The sequence below is a fragment of the Piscinibacter gummiphilus genome (assembly GCF_032681285.1).
Classification (GTDB): Bacteria; Pseudomonadota; Gammaproteobacteria; order Burkholderiales; family Burkholderiaceae_C; genus Rhizobacter; species Rhizobacter gummiphilus_A.
In genome coordinates this window covers 4,490,989-4,506,689 of sequence record NZ_CP136336.1, presented here as the reverse complement: position 1 = coordinate 4,506,689, position 15,701 = coordinate 4,490,989, and the positions used below count along the sequence as shown (strand labels likewise).

Annotated in this window: 20 protein-coding genes; 16 read left to right on the top strand and 4 right to left on the bottom strand. The window is 67.1% G+C overall.

What is annotated here, in order from left to right; translation table 11 throughout:
* Window positions 1-37: 37 nt before the first annotated feature.
* Together RXV79_RS21210 and RXV79_RS21205 are read left to right on the top strand one after the other, a co-directional pair.
* Window positions 38-1,426: an MATE family efflux transporter gene (locus RXV79_RS21210; RefSeq protein ID WP_316700088.1), complete on the top strand. Its 1,389-nt coding sequence runs from the start codon at window positions 38-40 to the stop codon at window positions 1,424-1,426.
* 105 nt (window positions 1,427-1,531) lie between these two features.
* Window positions 1,532-2,671, top strand: coding sequence for an HD-GYP domain-containing protein (locus RXV79_RS21205; protein ID WP_316700087.1), 1,140 nt, complete (start codon window positions 1,532-1,534; stop codon window positions 2,669-2,671).
* A gap of 6 nt (window positions 2,672-2,677) precedes the next feature.
* Here the strand turns inward: RXV79_RS21205 and gpmA are convergent, their stop codons facing one another.
* On the bottom strand, window positions 2,678-3,382 hold the full coding sequence (gene gpmA, locus RXV79_RS21200) for a 2,3-diphosphoglycerate-dependent phosphoglycerate mutase (protein WP_316700086.1): 705 nt from the start codon (window positions 3,380-3,382) through the stop codon (window positions 2,678-2,680).
* Window positions 3,383-3,486: 104 nt separating this feature from the next.
* Between gpmA and RXV79_RS21195 the strand changes: the two genes are divergently transcribed.
* From RXV79_RS21195 to RXV79_RS21180, 4 genes are all read left to right on the top strand, one after another.
* Window positions 3,487-3,903, top strand: a complete 417-nt coding sequence (locus RXV79_RS21195) for a rhodanese-like domain-containing protein (RefSeq protein WP_316700085.1) — start codon at window positions 3,487-3,489, stop codon at window positions 3,901-3,903.
* 18 nt (window positions 3,904-3,921) lie between these two features.
* Window positions 3,922-4,182, top strand: coding sequence for a glutaredoxin 3 (gene grxC, locus RXV79_RS21190; protein ID WP_316700084.1), 261 nt, complete (start codon window positions 3,922-3,924; stop codon window positions 4,180-4,182).
* 88 nt (window positions 4,183-4,270) lie between these two features.
* On the top strand, window positions 4,271-4,726 hold the full coding sequence (secB, locus tag RXV79_RS21185; RefSeq protein ID WP_296727811.1) for a protein-export chaperone SecB: 456 nt from the start codon (window positions 4,271-4,273) through the stop codon (window positions 4,724-4,726).
* Window positions 4,727-4,742: 16 nt separating this feature from the next.
* A complete protein-coding gene (locus tag RXV79_RS21180; protein WP_316700083.1) occupies window positions 4,743-5,735 on the top strand; it encodes an NAD(P)H-dependent glycerol-3-phosphate dehydrogenase in 993 nt (330 codons plus the stop codon).
* A 6-nt stretch (window positions 5,736-5,741) separates the two neighbouring features.
* Here the strand turns inward: RXV79_RS21180 and trmL are convergent, their stop codons facing one another.
* Both trmL and RXV79_RS21170 read right to left on the bottom strand, forming a co-directional pair.
* Window positions 5,742-6,212, bottom strand: coding sequence for a tRNA (uridine(34)/cytosine(34)/5-carboxymethylaminomethyluridine(34)-2'-O)-methyltransferase TrmL (gene trmL / locus RXV79_RS21175; RefSeq protein ID WP_316700082.1), 471 nt, complete (start codon window positions 6,210-6,212; stop codon window positions 5,742-5,744).
* Window positions 6,213-6,223: 11 nt separating this feature from the next.
* Window positions 6,224-6,928 (bottom strand): ComF family protein, encoded by a 705-nt coding sequence (locus tag RXV79_RS21170; protein WP_316700081.1) that lies wholly within the window; start codon window positions 6,926-6,928, stop codon window positions 6,224-6,226.
* Between the two features lie 24 nt (window positions 6,929-6,952).
* Here RXV79_RS21170 and RXV79_RS21165 point away from each other — a divergent pair, with 24 nt between their 5' ends.
* The 7 genes from RXV79_RS21165 (at window position 6,953) to RXV79_RS21135 (ending at window position 12,858) form a co-directional block, all read left to right on the top strand.
* On the top strand, window positions 6,953-7,864 hold the full coding sequence (locus RXV79_RS21165; protein WP_316700080.1) for a class I SAM-dependent methyltransferase: 912 nt from the start codon (window positions 6,953-6,955) through the stop codon (window positions 7,862-7,864).
* 234 nt (window positions 7,865-8,098) lie between these two features.
* Window positions 8,099-9,283: a cytochrome c oxidase subunit II gene (gene coxB / locus RXV79_RS21160; protein WP_316704177.1), complete on the top strand. Its 1,185-nt coding sequence runs from the start codon at window positions 8,099-8,101 to the stop codon at window positions 9,281-9,283.
* Between the two features lie 32 nt (window positions 9,284-9,315).
* Window positions 9,316-10,953 carry a cytochrome c oxidase subunit I gene (gene ctaD / locus RXV79_RS21155; protein ID WP_316700079.1) on the top strand — a complete coding sequence of 546 codons (1,638 nt, stop codon included), beginning with the start codon at window positions 9,316-9,318 and terminating at the stop codon, window positions 10,951-10,953.
* Between the two features lie 19 nt (window positions 10,954-10,972).
* Entirely contained in the window at window positions 10,973-11,083 is a 111-nt protein-coding gene (locus RXV79_RS21150) for a cytochrome oxidase small assembly protein (RefSeq protein ID WP_316700078.1), read from the top strand.
* Between the two features lies 1 nt (window position 11,084).
* Window positions 11,085-11,687, top strand: coding sequence for a cytochrome c oxidase assembly protein (locus RXV79_RS21145; protein ID WP_316700077.1), 603 nt, complete (start codon window positions 11,085-11,087; stop codon window positions 11,685-11,687).
* Complete coding sequence (locus tag RXV79_RS21140; protein WP_316700076.1) at window positions 11,684-11,917, top strand: DUF2970 domain-containing protein; 234 nt, start codon at window positions 11,684-11,686, stop codon at window positions 11,915-11,917. Before RXV79_RS21145 ends, RXV79_RS21140 begins: the two co-directional genes overlap by 4 nt.
* A gap of 56 nt (window positions 11,918-11,973) precedes the next feature.
* Window positions 11,974-12,858 (top strand): cytochrome c oxidase subunit 3, encoded by an 885-nt coding sequence (locus RXV79_RS21135; RefSeq protein ID WP_316700075.1) that lies wholly within the window; start codon window positions 11,974-11,976, stop codon window positions 12,856-12,858.
* 67 nt (window positions 12,859-12,925) lie between these two features.
* On the opposite strand, the gene RXV79_RS21130 is transcribed toward RXV79_RS21135, so the two are convergent.
* Window positions 12,926-13,147, bottom strand: coding sequence for a twin transmembrane helix small protein (locus tag RXV79_RS21130; protein WP_316700074.1), 222 nt, complete (start codon window positions 13,145-13,147; stop codon window positions 12,926-12,928).
* Window positions 13,148-13,179: 32 nt separating this feature from the next.
* Between RXV79_RS21130 and RXV79_RS21125 the strand changes: the two genes are divergently transcribed.
* The 3 genes from RXV79_RS21125 to RXV79_RS21115 are packed head-to-tail and all read left to right on the top strand — an operon-like array spanning window position 13,180 to window position 15,699.
* Window positions 13,180-13,929: an SURF1 family protein gene (locus RXV79_RS21125; protein ID WP_316700073.1), complete on the top strand. Its 750-nt coding sequence runs from the start codon at window positions 13,180-13,182 to the stop codon at window positions 13,927-13,929.
* Window positions 13,883-14,581, top strand: coding sequence for a hypothetical protein (locus RXV79_RS21120; RefSeq protein WP_316700072.1), 699 nt, complete (start codon window positions 13,883-13,885; stop codon window positions 14,579-14,581). Before RXV79_RS21125 ends, RXV79_RS21120 begins: the two co-directional genes overlap by 47 nt.
* A gap of 5 nt (window positions 14,582-14,586) precedes the next feature.
* Window positions 14,587-15,699, top strand: a complete 1,113-nt coding sequence (locus RXV79_RS21115) for a COX15/CtaA family protein (protein WP_316704176.1) — start codon at window positions 14,587-14,589, stop codon at window positions 15,697-15,699.
* Window positions 15,700-15,701: the final 2 nt, after the last annotated feature.

Below are 15,701 nucleotides of genomic sequence, written 5' to 3'. Positions count from 1 at the left end.
GGCGCTATGGTGGGTGTGCACAGGTCTTGTCAGCCCTTTGAGCTTCTCCTCCCTTTCCACCAGCTACCGTTGGCGCTGGATTCGCTTCCAGGTGCAGCGCCGCTTCGCGCGGCCACGCGGGGTGTGGTCGCTGGCCGGGCCGGTGCTGCTGCAGGAGTTCGCGCTGGTGCTCACCGGCACGGTGGTGATGGCGATGGCCAGCCACCTGGGCCCGGCCTCGGTGGCGGCCATCGGCATGATGGACGCGCTCAACTTCCTGCTGATCGCGATCTACGGCGGCCTGGCCATCGGTGCCACGGTGACGGTCGCGCATTGCGTGGGTGCCGGCCGGCGCGACGACCTGCGCGCCGTGGCCTTCAGCGCCCTGGCCCTGGCCTTGTGTGCCGGCGTGCTGGTGGCCCTGCTCCTGTGGAACACCCGCGGCGTCTGGATTGCGATGGTGCTGCCCGGCGCCGAAGAGGCGGTGAAGGTGCAGGCCGATCGCTATTTCCGCTGGGTGATCGTGGCCGGCATGGCCACCTCGATCGTCCTCACCAGCTGCGGCGTGCTGCGCGGCATGGCGCGCACCGACACCGCCATGCGGGTGCAGGTGGTGATGGCGGTGTCGCAGATCGTCATGGCGGCCATCTTCATGCGTGGTGCGGATGGCAGCGTGAACGGCGCTGGCGCGGCGCTGCTGCTGGCGCGCTGCGGCGGGGTGGCGCTCGTGCTGCTGGCGCTCTGGCCCACGCTGCGACAAGGGGCGGAGCATGCGGGCGGCTGGCCGGTGCGCAAGGCCTTCATGCAATCCATCCTGAGGGTGGGCTGGCCGGCGGCGCTGGAATCGTCGTTCTTCCACCTCGGCAAGATCGTCACGCAGACCATCGTGGTGGGCCTGGGCACCACCGCGATGGCGGCCAACTTCATCGCGTTCTACGTCAGCAACTTCGTCAACACGCCGGGCACGGCGCTCGGCGTCGCGGCGACCACGCTGGTGGGCATGCGCCTCGGGGCCGGTCGTGTGAAGGCCGCCCAACTCGTGCTGCGCCGGGTGATCCGCAGCGCCAACTGGTCGCTGTCGACGATGGCGGCCATCGTGCTGCCGTTCTCGTGGTGGCTGGCCGGGCTCTTCGGCAACAACGCCGAGGTGACGGCCCAGGCGGCGTGGCTGATCGCGCTCAGCTGCGTCTTCATGCCGGCGTGGGCGGGCTCGTGGGTGCTACCCGCGGGTCTGCGCGGAGCCGGCGACACGCGCTATGGCCTGGTGGTGGGCAGCTCCACCATGTGGGGGCTGCGCATCGGTGCCGGCTACGTGCTGGGTATCGTCTGCGGGCTGGGGGTGATCGGCGTCTGGCTCGGCATGTTCGCCGACTGGATCGTGCGCAACATCCTCTTCCGCAAGCGCATGCGCGGCACCGCGTGGACGCGCCATCGCCTGCTCGGCTGAGTGCCGCGGCTTTGCTGAAAAAATAGGCAGAAAAGCGCTCCTTTTCCACTGTCCAGCGCGGCAACGCGGGCCTACATTGGGTCATTGTGGTTGCGGAGCTCTGCCATGGTCTGGATCAAGATGGATCGCCACCTGGTGCAGTTCGGCATGCCGTGCCTCGTGGAAGTGCGGGATGCCGAAGGCAATCTCCTGCTGGCGCGCGGTGCCGTCATCGAGAACGATGAGCAGCTCGCCGCCCTGCAGGCGCACGGCGCGCTGGTCGAGGCGGAAGACGCCAAGGCCGCGATCGCAACGATCAACGGCGGCCGGCCCGAGCCGGTGGAGACGCGCCCGACCAGCGTCTTCGGCCTGTGGGACCAGCTGCGCTGGCGTCTGGAGCGCATCGTCAAGGGCATGGCCGAAGAGCCGAAGCAGTTTGCCGCGCGCATCGACGAGCTGGCCCAGCACCTCATCCTGCTCACCGAGAAAGACGCCGACATCGGCATCTTCCTCGCCGTGCGGCAAGACACCCGCAAGCTCTCGATCTACGGCCTGAGCCACGCGATCTACACCGGCATGATCTGCTTCCTGATGGCCCAGCGCATGGGCTGGCCGCGGGAGCGTTGCCTTACGCTCGTGAAGGCGGCGCTGACGATGAACATGTCGGTCTTCGAGCTGCAGGGCCGGCTGGCCGCGCAGGGTGTGCCCATGCTCGCCGAGCAGCGTGTGGTGCTGCACGAGCACCCGCTGGAGAGCGCGCGCATGCTGCGCGAAGCGGGCATCACCGATGAGGAGTGGCTCACCGCGGTGGAGCAGCACCACGAATGGAGCGACGGCAAGGGCTACCCGCGCGGGCTCACCGAGATGAGCGAGATGGCCAAGGCCCTCAAGTACGCCGACAACTTTATGGCGAAGATCAGCCCGAAGGCGATCCGCAAGCCCCTGCATGCGCAAGAGGCCGCGCGCGAACTCTTCAAGACCGACGGTGGCGGTGCGATGGCCATGGCCATCATCAAGGAGTTCGGCATCTACCCGCCGGGCGAGCTGGTGAAGCTCAAGACCGGCGAGCTCGCGGTGGTGATCCGGCGCACGGCGAGCGCCAGCACGCCGATCGCCGCAAGCATCACCGACCGCACCGGGGTGCCGGTGCTCAACATCGTGCGCCGCGACACCAGCCGCGCCGAGCACGCGATCACCGGCTTCGTGGCCGACAAGTCCCTGCTCGACCGCGTGCCGCCGGAGCGGCTCTACGGCCTGCCGGGCTGAGCGCGATCAGGCCTTCTTCTCTTCGAGGTAGTAGTAGGGCTTGATCGGCTTGAGGTCGGCATCGAGCTCGTACACGAGCGGGGTGCCGTTGGGGATGTTGACGCCCACGATCTCGTCGTCGCCGATGTTGCTCAGGTACTTCACGAGCGCGCGGATGCTGTTGCCGTGCGCGGCGATCACCACACGCTTGCCCGACTTGATGGCCGGGGCGATGGTGTCGTTCCACGCCGGCATCACACGCGCCACGGTGTCTTTCAGGCACTCGGTGAGCGGGATCTCTTCCGGCTTGAGCTTGGCGTAGCGGATGTCGGAGCGCTGGCTCAGCGGTGCATCGGCGGCGAGCGGCGGCGGCGGCGTGTCGTAGCTGCGGCGCCAGATCAGCACCTGCTCATCGCCGTACTGCTTGGCGGTCTCGGCCTTGTTGAGGCCCTGCAGGCCGCCGTAGTGGCGCTCGTTGAGGCGCCATTGGTGCACCACGGGCAGCCAGGTGCGGTCCATCTGATCGAGCGTGTGCCAGAGCGTCCAGATGGCGCGCTTGAGCACCGAGGTGTAGGCCACGTCGAAGTCGTAGCCGTGGGCCTTCAGCGTGCGGCCGGCCTGCTGCGCTTGCGCCACGCCCGTGGGGGTCAGGTCCACGTCGACCCATCCGGTGAAGCGGTTTTCCAGGTTCCAGGTCGATTCGCCGTGGCGGATGAGCACGAGTTTGTACATGGCGCGGGCAGTGGGGATGAAGAAGTGGGGCCGGTCGGCAAGGGGTCGAATTCTATAATTCGCGTTTGCCTTCCCCAGCCGGGCCCTCGGCCCGCACACACCACGTGAACTTCTTCACCAACCCCGAAAACCTGCTCCTGATCGCCATGGCGATCGTCTCCGGCGGCCTGCTGATCTGGCCGCGCCTGCGTGGTGGCGGTGGCAACGGTGCCGTGACCGTCGCCGAAGCGGTGCAGCTCATCAACCGCGAGCGCGCCGTGCTGGTCGACGTGAGCGAGCCGGCCGAGTTCGCGGCCGGCCATGCGGGTGGCTCGAAGAACATCCCCTTCGGCAGCCTGGAGACCAGCACCGACCTGCCGAAGAACAAGGCCTTGCCGGTGGTGGTGGTGTGCCCGAGCGGCGCACGCGCTTCTCGCGCAGCCGGTATCTTGCGCAAGCTGGGTTTCGAGAAGGCCCGGCCTCTCGCCGGGGGCTTGCGCGCCTGGCGCGAGGCCAACCTGCCGGTCGAGAAATCCGCCTGACGACAGGAGGTTCCGTTCATGCAGCCGGTCAAGATGTACACGACCCTGGTGTGCCCGTTTTGCATTCGCGCCAAGGCGCTGCTCAAGCAGCGCGGGGTGAATGACATCGATGAAGTGCGGGTCGACCTCGACCCTTCCCAGCGCACCACGATGATGGAGATCACCGGCCGCCGCACGGTGCCGCAGATCTTCATCGGTGACACGCACGTGGGTGGCTGCGACGATCTCATCGCGCTCGACCAGCGCGGCGGCCTCATGCCGTTGCTGCAGGGCGCGTAAGAGCCGTCATCGGCACTGGCACATAATCGCCGGCCCCCGCCCTGCGCTGGCGGCCCGTCTACTTTTTCTCTTATCCAGCGAGACTTCCATGGCCGACGACAACAACGCTCCCGTGTTCCAGATCCAGCGCGTGTACCTGAAGGACTTGTCGCTCGAGCAACCGAACTCGCCGCAGATCCTGCTCGAGCAGGCCCAGCCGCAGGTCGACATCAACCTCAACCTCGCCGCCCAGCCGGTGGCCGACGGTGTCTACGAGGTCTCGGTGACCGCCACCGTGACCACCAAGGTCAACGACAAGACGCTGTTCCTGGTCGAGGCCAAGCAGGCCGGCATCTTCGAGATTCGCAACATCCCCGACGAGCAGCTCCAGCCCATCATCGGCATTGCCTGTCCGCAGATCGTCTACCCCTACCTGCGCGCCATCGTCTCCGACGTGTGCACGCGTGCCGGCTTCCCGCCGGTGGTGCTGGCCGAGGTGAACTTCCAGGCCATGTACGAAGCCCAGCAGCAACAGCAGGCTGCAGGCGGCGCCAACCTCAACTGATCGTTCGTCGACGACGATGAACCTGACCGTGCTCGGCGCAGGTGCGTGGGGCACGGCCGTGGCTGCGAGCACGGCCGCGCGGCACAGCACCCTGCTGTGGGCACGCGACGCCGCACAGTGCCGGCAGATGCAGGCCGCTCGCGAGAACGTGCGCTACCTGCCCGGCGTGCCGTTGCCGGCCGACCTGGCGCTGACCGACGATCTCGATGCGGCGTTTGCGCATGCGCGCGGCGATGGCCTGATCGTGCTGGCCACGCCGATGGCAGGCTTGCGCGAGATGCTGCAGCGCCTGCCGGCCGATGCGCCGGGTGTGCTGTGGCTGTGCAAGGGCTTCGAAGAAGGCACGGGCCTGCTCGGACACGAAATCGCGCGGGCCGTGCGGCCGGGCGCGACGCAGGTCGGCATCCTCTCCGGCCCGAGTTTCGCGCTCGAAGTGGCGCGGGGCCAACCGGTGGCGCTCGTGGTCGCCAGCCAAGACGACGCGCTGTGCCGGCAGGCCGTTGACGCCTTCCATTCCGATGCGATGCGCATCTACGCCTCGAACGACCCGGTGGGTGTGGAAGTCGGCGGCGCGGTCAAGAACGTGATGGCGATTGCCACCGGCATCGCCGATGGCCTGCAACTCGGGCTCAATGCACGCGCCGCGCTCATCACGCGCGGCCTGGCCGAAATGACACGCCTGGGCCTCGCGCTCGGCGCACGCGTCGAAACCTTCATGGGCCTGAGCGGCCTCGGCGACCTGGTGCTCACCGCCACCGGCGACCTGTCGCGCAACCGCAAGGTGGGGCTGCTGCTCGCGCAGGGCCTGCCACTGCCGCGCATCCTGCAGGAGCTCGGCCATGTGGCCGAAGGCGTGGCCTGCGCGGCCACGGTGCTCAAGCGTGCGCAGGCGAGTGGGGTCGACATGCCGATCACCGAAGCGGTGGTGCGGGTGCTCGAGGGCCGATTGCAGCCGCCGCAGGCGATTCAGGAATTGATGTCGCGCGACGCGCGCCGCGAAGGCGCCTGAGCGCGATCAGGCGCCGCCCTGGTAGCCGTTCTGCCGCCAGGCCTCGAAGACGGTGACTGCCACGGCATTGCTCAGGTTGAGGCTGCGCTGTTCGGGCTTCATGGGCAGCCGCACCCGCTGGGGGAGCGGAAAACTTTCGCGCAGCTCGGGTGCGAGGCCTGCCGTTTCCGACCCGAAGACCAACCAGTCTCCTGGTTGCCACGAGACCTGCGAGAAGGGCTGGCTGCCGCGTGTGGTGAACGCAAAGAGGCGCTGCGGGGCGGGGCGTGCCGTGTCGAGAAACGCCTGCCACGACGCATGTCGCTGCACGGGCGCGTACTCGTGATAGTCGAGACCGGCACGCCGCAGCAGGCGGTCGTCCATCGAGAAACCGAGGGGCTCGATCAGGTGCAGGGCGCAGCCGGTGTTGGCTGCGAGCCGGATCACGTTGCCGGTGTTGGGCGGAATCTCCGGCTGCACGAGGACGATGTTGAACATGGCGGTGGCAATCAAGAGGCGTCACGTGGCGTGCGGGCCAGCGCCCAGGCGGAGACGCGTTTCGCGCCCGCCTGCTTGAGCACGCGGGCGAGTTCGGCGCAGGTGGCGCCGGTGGTCATCACGTCGTCGATCACGGCCACGTGCAGGCCCTGCAAGTCCGTGCGGCGCAGCGGCTCGACGGCGAAGACGCCGTGCACGTTGGCGGCGCGCTGGTCCGGCGGCAGGTCGAGCTGGTGGGGGCTGTCTTTCACCCGCAGCAGCAGGCGGGCCTCGCAGCGGATCGCGAGATGGCGCGCCAGCCGGCGCGTGGCCTCCCACGCCTGGTTGTAGCCACGTTCGCGCAGGCGCTCGCGGCTTAGGGGGACCGGCAGCAGCAGGTCGGGCATGGGAGCGGCGCTGCGTTGAAGAGCGGTGCGAAGCGGTGCGACCAGCGCATCGGACAGCTCCAAAGTCTCGCGAAACTTGAAGCGGGCGATGAGCGTCGACCAGGGGTAGGCATAGTCGAGGCCCGTGCAGGCAGCATCGAAGGCGGGCGGATGCGCAAGGCACTGACCGCACAGCGCGACCCCCGCCGGCACCTGCAAGGCGCAGCGTTCGCAACGCGGCACCACGCTCGCATAGCGTGTGTGGCACTTCGTGCAGAGAGCGCCATCTCCCCAACCCCGGCACACGGCGCACAGGCCCGGCAATGGCTGGAGCAGGCGGCTGAACAACATCGGCTCAATATACTGCCCCACCTCATGAGCACGCCCCCTGCCTCGACCGCTCGACAGCTCGACCCGGCGAGCGTGCAAGCCTGGCTGCGCCGCCAGGCGCACGCGCCCGAAGCGCCCTGGCTGCACGCCGAAGTCGCGCGGCGCATGGCCGATCGGCTCTCGTTCATCCGTGTGCAGCCGCAGGTCGTGCTGGACTGGTGGGCGTTCGGCGGCGGCAGCACGGAGCTGTTGCTGAAGGCCTACCCGCAGGCGCGCCATCTGGCGGTCGAGCCGACCGAGGCCTTGCAGGCGCATGGGGAGCAGAAGAGGGCGACGCCGTGGTGGTCGCCCCGACGCTGGCGCGGGACGACCGTCGAGACGGTGGCACCAGAGGCGGTGGCACCGGCGAGCGTGCAGCTTCTGTGGGCCAACATGATGCTGCATGCGGTGGTCGACCCCGCACGGCTGGTGGCGCAGTGGCAGCGGCTGCTGGCGGCCGATGGCTTCGTCATGTTCTCGTGTCTCGGGCCGGGCAGCCTGCGAGCGCTGAACGAGATCTACGCCCGCATGGGCTGGGGGGCACCACTGGCCGACTTCGTCGACATGCACGACCTCGGCGACATGCTGGTTCAGGCAGGCTTCGCCGACCCGGTGATGGACCAGGAGGTTCTGACCCTGAGCTGGGACAGCGCCGAGGCGCTCCTGAAGGAGTTGCGCACCCTCGGTGCGAACGCGTCGCCGCAGCGCTACGCCGGGCTTCGCACGCCGCGCTGGCGCCAACGCCTGCTGGCCGAACTCGAGAGCCTGGCTCGGCCCGACGGCCGCATCTACCTCGACTTCGAAATCGCCTACGGGCATGCCTTCAAGGCCGCCCCGCGTGCACCGCTGGCGGCCGAGACCCGCGTCTCGGTCGACGACATGCGTGCCATGGTCCGCACCAGGCCGCCCAAAGCGTGAGCCCGGTTTGAGACAGCTCAACGCGGTGCGCTAAACTTGTGGGCTTGAAAAATGCAGGTCCGCCCGGGGGTACTTGCGCGCCGTAGGTCTCTCGGGGTCCCACGGAAACAGGGACACCGGCCCCGTTTCGACTTCCACCCCATGCAATGCCTCGACGACCCAGGCAAGTCGTCGATGCGATGGCAGGCGCGCGAACCCGCTTCGATGTGATTCTTGAAAACTGAAACGACCATGATGAAGACGACGAAATCACTGTGGCAGTCTTTTGCCCGGAGGGCGGGGCAGACCTGCGTGGCGGCGTGTACCGCGCTGGCCGGCACGGCCGCGATGGCCGTCAACAACCTGCCGGGCGGCCCGGCGGTGAATCAGCTGGACCTGCATCCCCCGGTCACCAAGATCGCCGCCGAGCAGCAGTGGTTGCACAACTTCATGCTGATCGTCTGCCTGGTGATCTTCGTCGCCGTCTTCGGCGTCATGTTCTATTCGATCTTCAAGCACCGCAAGTCCAAGGGCGCCAAGGCCTCGAACTTCCATGAGAGCGTGAAGGTCGAGATCGCCTGGACGGTGGTGCCCTTCATCATCGTGATCCTGATGGCGCTGCCGGCCACCAAGGCCGTGGTCGCCATGAAGGACACCAGCTCCGCCGACATCACCATCAAGGCCACCGGCATCCAGTGGAAGTGGGGCTACGACTACCTGAAGGGTGAAGGCGAGGGCATCGGCTTCCTCTCCACGCTCGACGTCGCCCAGCGCGAGATGTCCGACTCCGGCAAGCCCTCTGGCGACGACTACCTGCTCAAGGTCGACAACCCGCTCGTGGTGCCGGTCGACAAGAAGATCCGTATCATCACCACCGCTTCCGACGTGATCCACGCCTTCATGGTGCCGGCCTTCGGCATCAAGCAGGACGCGATCCCCGGCTTCGTGCGCGACACCTGGTTCCGCGCCGAGAAGACCGGCGACTTCTACGGCCAGTGCGCCGAGCTGTGCGGCAAGGAACACGCCTACATGCCGATCCACGTGAAGGTGCTGTCGCAGGCCGACTACACCAAGTGGGTCGAAGGCAAGCAGAAGGAAATGGCCGCCAAGGCCGACGACCCGACCAAGGTCTGGGCGCTGCCCGAGCTGGCCGCCCGCGGCGAGAAGGTCTACGCCGCCAACTGCGCCGCCTGCCACCAGCCCACCGGCAAGGGTGCCGGCCCGATCAAGCCGCTCGACGCCTCGCCGATCGTGCTCGACGCCGACAAGAACAAGCAGCTCGCGATCCTGCTCAACGGCGCCGCCAACGGAGCGATGCCCTCGTGGAAGCAGCTGAGCGACACCGACATCGCCGCCGTCGTGACCTACACGAAGAACGCCTGGTCCAACAAGACCGGCCAGATCGTGCAGCCGGCTGACGTCACGGCCGCCCGCAAGTAATTCCCAGAACACCGCGCCCCAAAGGAAGACACATGAGTGCTGTACTCGATCCCCACGGCCACGCGGCCGGCGACCACGGCCATGACCACGCGCATGACGACCACCACCCGCATGGCTGGCGTCGCTGGGTGTTTGCCACCAACCACAAGGACATCGGCACGCTGTACCTGCTGTTCAGCTTCACGATGTTCCTGTTTGGCGGCGTGCTGGCGCTCCTGATCCGCGCCGAGCTGTTCCAGCCCGGGCTGCAGATCGTGAACCCGCAGCTCTTCAACCAGCTCACCACCATGCACGGCCTGATCATGGTGTTCGGCGCCATCATGCCGGCCTTCGTGGGCTTCGCGAACTGGATGATCCCGCTGCAGATCGGCGCGGCCGACATGGCCTTCGCGCGGATGAACAACCTGAGCTTCTGGCTGTTGATCCCGGCCGGCATCATGCTCGTGGCCTCGTTCTTCATGCCCGGTGGCGCGCCCGCCGCGGGCTGGACGCTTTACGCGCCGCTCACGCTGCAGATGGGCCCGTCGATGGACGCCGGCATCTTTGCGATGCACATCCTCGGCGCCTCGTCGATCATGGGCTCGATCAACATCATCGTGACCATCCTCAACATGCGCGCGCCCGGCATGACGCTGATGAAGATGCCGATGTTCTGCTGGACCTGGCTCATCACGGCCTACCTGCTGATCGCGGTGATGCCGGTGCTCGCCGGCGCCATCACGATGACGCTGACCGACCGCCACTTCGGCACCGCGTTCTTCAACCCCGCCGGCGGCGGCGACCCGGTGATGTACCAGCACATCTTCTGGTTCTTCGGCCATCCCGAGGTGTACATCATGATCCTGCCGGCCTTCGGCATCGTGAGCCACATCGTGCCGGCCTTCGCCCGCAAGCGCCTCTTCGGCTACACCTCGATGGTGTACGCCACCTCGTCGATCGCCATCCTGTCGTTCATCGTGTGGGCGCACCACATGTTCACGACCGGCATGCCGGTGACGGGCCAGCTCTTCTTCATGTACGCGACCATGCTGATCGCGATCCCCACGGGCGTGAAGGTGTTCAACTGGATCGCGACGATGTGGCGCGGCTCGATGACCTTCGAGACGCCGATGCTCTTCGCGGTGGGCTTCATCTTCGTGTTCACCATGGGTGGCTTCACCGGCCTGATCCTGTCGGTGGCGCCGATCGACATCCAGCTGCAGGACACCTATTACGTCGTGGCGCACTTCCACTACGTGCTGGTGGCCGGCTCGCTGTACGCGATGTTCGCCGGCTACTACTACTGGGCGCCCAAGTGGACCGGCGTGATGTACTCCGAGACGCGCGGCAAGATCCACTTCTGGGGCTCGTTGATCTTCTTCAACGTCACCTTCTTCCCGATGCACTTCCTGGGTCTCGCCGGCATGCCGCGCCGTTATGCCGACTACCCGATGCAGTTCGCCGACTTCAACGCGCTGGCGACCGTGGGTGCCTTCGGCTTCGGCCTGATGCAGGTGTATTTCCTGCTCTTCGTGGTCTTCCCCGCGATGCGTGGCAAGGGTGAGAAGGCTCCCCAGAAGCCGTGGGAAGCCGCTGAAGGCCTGGAGTGGGAAGTGCCGTCGCCGGCCCCGTTCCACACCTTCGAGACGCCGCCGAAGCTGAACGCCTCGGCCACCAAGGTGATCGGCTGATCAACCTCCGGATGACGCCATGACGCCAGAGCAGAAGAAGAACAACCGCAAGCTGGGCCTGATCCTGGCGTCGGTCGCGCTCGTCTTCTTCCTCGGGTTCATGGCCCGCATGGTGTTCCTGGGCCACTGAGATGAGCCAGGGCCGTCGCGCTTCGCTGCTGCTCGACAACCGCCGCATGGTGGGCAAGCTCGCAGTCGTGGCGCTGCTGATGTTCGGCTTCGGTTACGCGCTGGTGCCGATGTACCGCGCGATCTGCACCGCGCTCGGCATCAATGTGCTGTCGGTCAGCGAGAAGGCCGTTCCCGGCAACTCGAAGGCGACGCCGGCCAACACGCAGGTCGACACCTCGCGCATCGTGACGGTCGAGTTCGACGCCAACGCGCGTGGCCCGTGGGACTTCAAACCCGCCAAGCGCTATGTGGACGTGCACCCCGGTGAGTTGACCACCGTGATGTACGAATTCAAGAACATCCAGAACCGCACGATGGCGGCGCAGGCGATTCCCAGCTACGCACCCAAGCAGGCCACGCCGCACTTCAACAAGCTCGAATGTTTCTGCTTCAACGAATACACGCTGAAGCCGGGTGAAAGCAGGCAGTGGCCGGTGGTGTTCGTGATCGACCCGAAGCTGCCGAAGGACGTGAAGACCATCACTTTGTCGTACACCTTCTTCGAGGTCGGCGGCAAGGTGGCGGCACCGGTGAAGACACAAGAGCGGGAGCCGCAGTCATGACGTCCGACGGCCTCAAAGACGCGGTCAAGCGAAAAGGTTCGTTCGGCCAGACGCTGCGTGCGGTGGGCTGGTCGTTCTTCGGCGTTCGCAAGTCCGCCGAGCACGAGAAGGACATGGCGCAGTTGAACCCGGTGCACGTCATCATCGCGGGCGTGATCGCTGCGTTGGTGTTCATCGTGGCATTGGTGTTGATCGTGCGTTGGGTGTTGTCGAGCGGGGTCGCCGCCTAGGGCGTCGCTCGAAAGAAGAGTCAGATTCACAAGAGATCCGATCCGTAGGAGAAAACATGTCGGCAGCGACAACCCCGGGGCACGCCCCTCACTACTTCGTTCCCGCCCCTTCGCGGCACCCCGTGATGGCCTCGATCGGCCTCTTCATGGTGATCCTCGGCGCAGGCCAGTGGATCAACGGCCACGGCTGGGGCGCCTACTTCGTGCTCTTCGGCCTGCTGTGGTGGGCCTTCGTGCTCAAGCAGTGGTTCGGTGACGCCATCCGCGAAAGCGAAGGCGGTCTCTACAGCGACCGCATCGACGTGTCGTACCGCTGGAGCATGAGCTGGTTCATCTTCTCGGAAGTCATGTTCTTCGGCGCCTTCTTCGGCGCGCTGTACTGGGCCCGCATCCACTCGGTGCCGAGCCTGGGCAGCCTCGAGAACGCACTGCTGTGGCCCGACTTCAAGGCCTTCTGGCCGAGCTCCGTGCCGGGCACCACCGGCGCACCGGCTGGCACCGTCGAGCCGTTTGCGGTGATGGGCCCGTGGCCGATCCCGACCATCAACACGGCGCTGCTGCTGACCTCGGGCGTCACGCTGACGATCGCGCACCACGCGCTGATCGCCGGCCAACGCAGCAAGACGATCCTGTGGATGTGGATCACGGTGATCCTGGGTGCCACCTTCCTCGGCTTCCAGGCCTACGAGTACATGCACGCGTACAAGGACCTGAACCTGAAGCTCAATTCGGGCGTCTATGGTTCGACCTTCTACATGCTGACGGGCTTCCACGGCTTCCACGTGTGCGTGGGCGCCCTGATGCTGCTCTTCATCACGCTGCGCCTGCACAAGGGCCATTTCACCCCGCAGCGTCACTTCGGTTTCGAAGGCGCCGCCTGGTACTGGCACTTCGTCGACGTCGTGTGGCTCGGCCTGTACGTGGTGGTGTACTGGCTCTGAGTCCACGGATCCAGATGCAGAAAGAGCGCCTCGCGGCGCTCTTTTGCTTTGGAGCGAGAGTGGAACCTCAGCGCTCGATCGGAATCCCCGTGGGTCGGATCCAGCCCATCTTGTAGGCGAGCAGGATGCACAGAAACAGCAGGATCGACAGACCGACACGCAGCGCGAGGGCTCGCATCATGTTCGAGGTCTTGGGTTTGCCGTCACGGCCGTCGCGCATCATGAACACGCCCGCGGAGGCCAGGGCCCCAATGATGAGCACGAGGGCTGCGGCAATGAAGTACTTCATGGTCAACCATTATTCCACCCGGTCCTGCGGCGATGGCTTCCTGGCTGGCTGACCCGCGTCGGCGCGCGGTGATCGTGCTTGTGGCCACGCTCGTGGGCATGGCCGTGACGGCGCGGCTGGGCGTGTGGCAGCTGAGCCGCGCGTCGCAGAAAGAAGCACTGCAAGCCTCGCTCGACACACGCGGAACGCTGCCGCCCTTGCGCATGAACACCCTGCCGCAGGGCGATGAGCAGGTGCAGGCCGAGTTGCATCGGCCCGTCGTCCTGCGTGGCGAATGGCTGGCCCAGGCGACCGTCTTCCTCGACAACCGCCAGATGAACGGCCGCCCCGGCTTCTTCGTGATGACGCCGCTGCTGATCGCGCCGGGCGATGCGGTGCTGGTGCAGCGAGGCTGGGTGCCTCGCGACCTGCAGGACCGCACCCACGTCCCGCCGGTGGCCACGCCTTCCGGTGCGATCGAGCTCCAGGGGTGGCTCGCCGCCGCGCCGGGGCGTCTATTCGACTTCGCCCCTGGTGCGCCGGCCTCGGGGCCGATCCGGCAGAATCTCGTGCTTGCCGATCACTCGCGCGAGCTCGGCGTGACGCTTCGACCCTGGACGGTTCTGCAGAGCGACGAAGGCGCACCCCAGGGTGACGGCCTCTTGCGCCAATGGCCGCGGCCCGCGGCCGATGTTCACAAGCACTACGGCTACGCCTTCCAGTGGTTCGGTCTGTGCGCCTTGATGGCAGGTTTGTATGTCTGGTTCCAACTCCTCCGCCCCCGCTTCCAGCGACGCCGGTGAAGCCTTCAGCTTCACCGTGCACTCGATGCCCGCGCCCTCGCTCGACGAGAAGCGCACCACCAGCGGCCGGCTGAAGATGCTGCTGGTGCTGCTCGTGTGTGCGGCACCGGTGATCGCGTCCTACTTCACCTACTTCGTGGTCCGGCCCGAAGGGCGTACCAACTACAGCGAGCTGGTGCAGCCGCAGCGCCCCCTTCCCGCCGACCTGCCCTTGACCGACGTGCAGGGCAAGTCGGTCGTGCCGGCGTCGCTGAAGGGGCAGTGGTTGCTCGTGACCGTGGCCGGCGGTGCCTGCGACGGCGCCTGCGAAAAACGCCTCTGGCTGCAGCGCCAGTTGCGCGAAGCGCTCGGCCGCGAGAAAGACCGGCTCGACAAGGTCTGGCTGGTGCACGACGGCGTGCCGGCCCGGGCGCAGGCCGTGCAGGCGATGCAGGCCGCCGGTGCCGCCACCGTGCTGGCCGTGCCCGCCGAGGCGCTCTCGAAGTGGCTGGAGCCTGCGGCGGGCCAGCGGCTGGAAGACCACTTCTACATCGTCGACCCGCTCGGCAACTGGATGATGCGCGTGCCGCCGAACCCCGATGCCGCCAAGCTCAAGCGTGACATCGAGAAGCTCCTGCGCGCCTCGGCGTCGTGGGACACCGCGGGTCGTTGAGCGCCGTGTCGTCGCAGCCGCTCTACAACCTCGACCCCGTGTTGTGGCTGGCCGGTGTGGGCCTGCTGCTGGGGGGCGGTGCGCTCGCTTGGAACTGGTGGCGGCATCGTCACGCCACGCCCGCCGTGCGCCTGCGTGCCCTGACCTGGCTCACGCTCTTTCTCACCTTCGACCTCGTGATCTTCGGCGCCTTCACGCGCCTCACCGATTCCGGCCTCGGCTGCCCCGACTGGCCCGGCTGCTACGGCAGCGCGAGCCCGCTGGGCGCGCATGCCGACATCCAGGCCGCACAGACCGCGATGCCCACCGGCCCGGTCACGCACGGCAAGGCCTGGGTGGAGATGGTGCACCGCTACCTGGCCACGGGTGTCGGCGTGCTGATCATCGCGTTGGCCGCGGGCAGCTGGCGTGCGCATCGGCGCGGCGACGCCGCACTGTCGCCCTGGTGGGCCACCGTCACGCTGGTGTGGGTGTGCCTGCAGGGCGCGTTCGGCGCGCTCACGGTCACGATGAAGCTGTACCCCGCCATCGTGACGCTGCACCTGCTGGGTGGCATGGGCCTGCTGGTGCTGCTGGCGGTGCAAGGTGAAGCCTACGAGCGCAAGCCGCTGCGGCTGTCGCCCGCATTGAAGATCGGCGTCTGGGCGCTCGCGCTGCTGAGCGTCGCGCAGATCGCGCTCGGCGGCTGGGTCAGCACCAATTACGCAGTGCTCGCCTGCCGCGACTTCCCCACCTGCCAGGGGGAATGGTGGCCGCCGATGGACTTCGAACATGGCTTCGCCGTGCTGCGCGAGCTCGGGGCCGGAAAGGACGGCGGCTACCTGCCGTTTGCCGCGCTGACGGCCATCCACGTGACGCACCGCATGGGCGCGTTGGTCGTGCTCAGCCTGATGCTGCTCGTCGCCTGGGGCCTGCGCCAAGCCGGCGGACTGGCTCACCGCCGCTTTGCAGGCGCCTTGCTCGCGATCGCGGTCTGGCAGTTCATGAGCGGCCTGAGCAATGTCGTGCTCGGCTGGCCGCTGGTGGCGGCGCTCGCGCACACCGCGGGTGCCGCCGCGCTCATCACCGTGATTTCAGTGGTGGTGGTGCGCGCCCGGCAGGCAAGCCTCGCCTCGTAAAA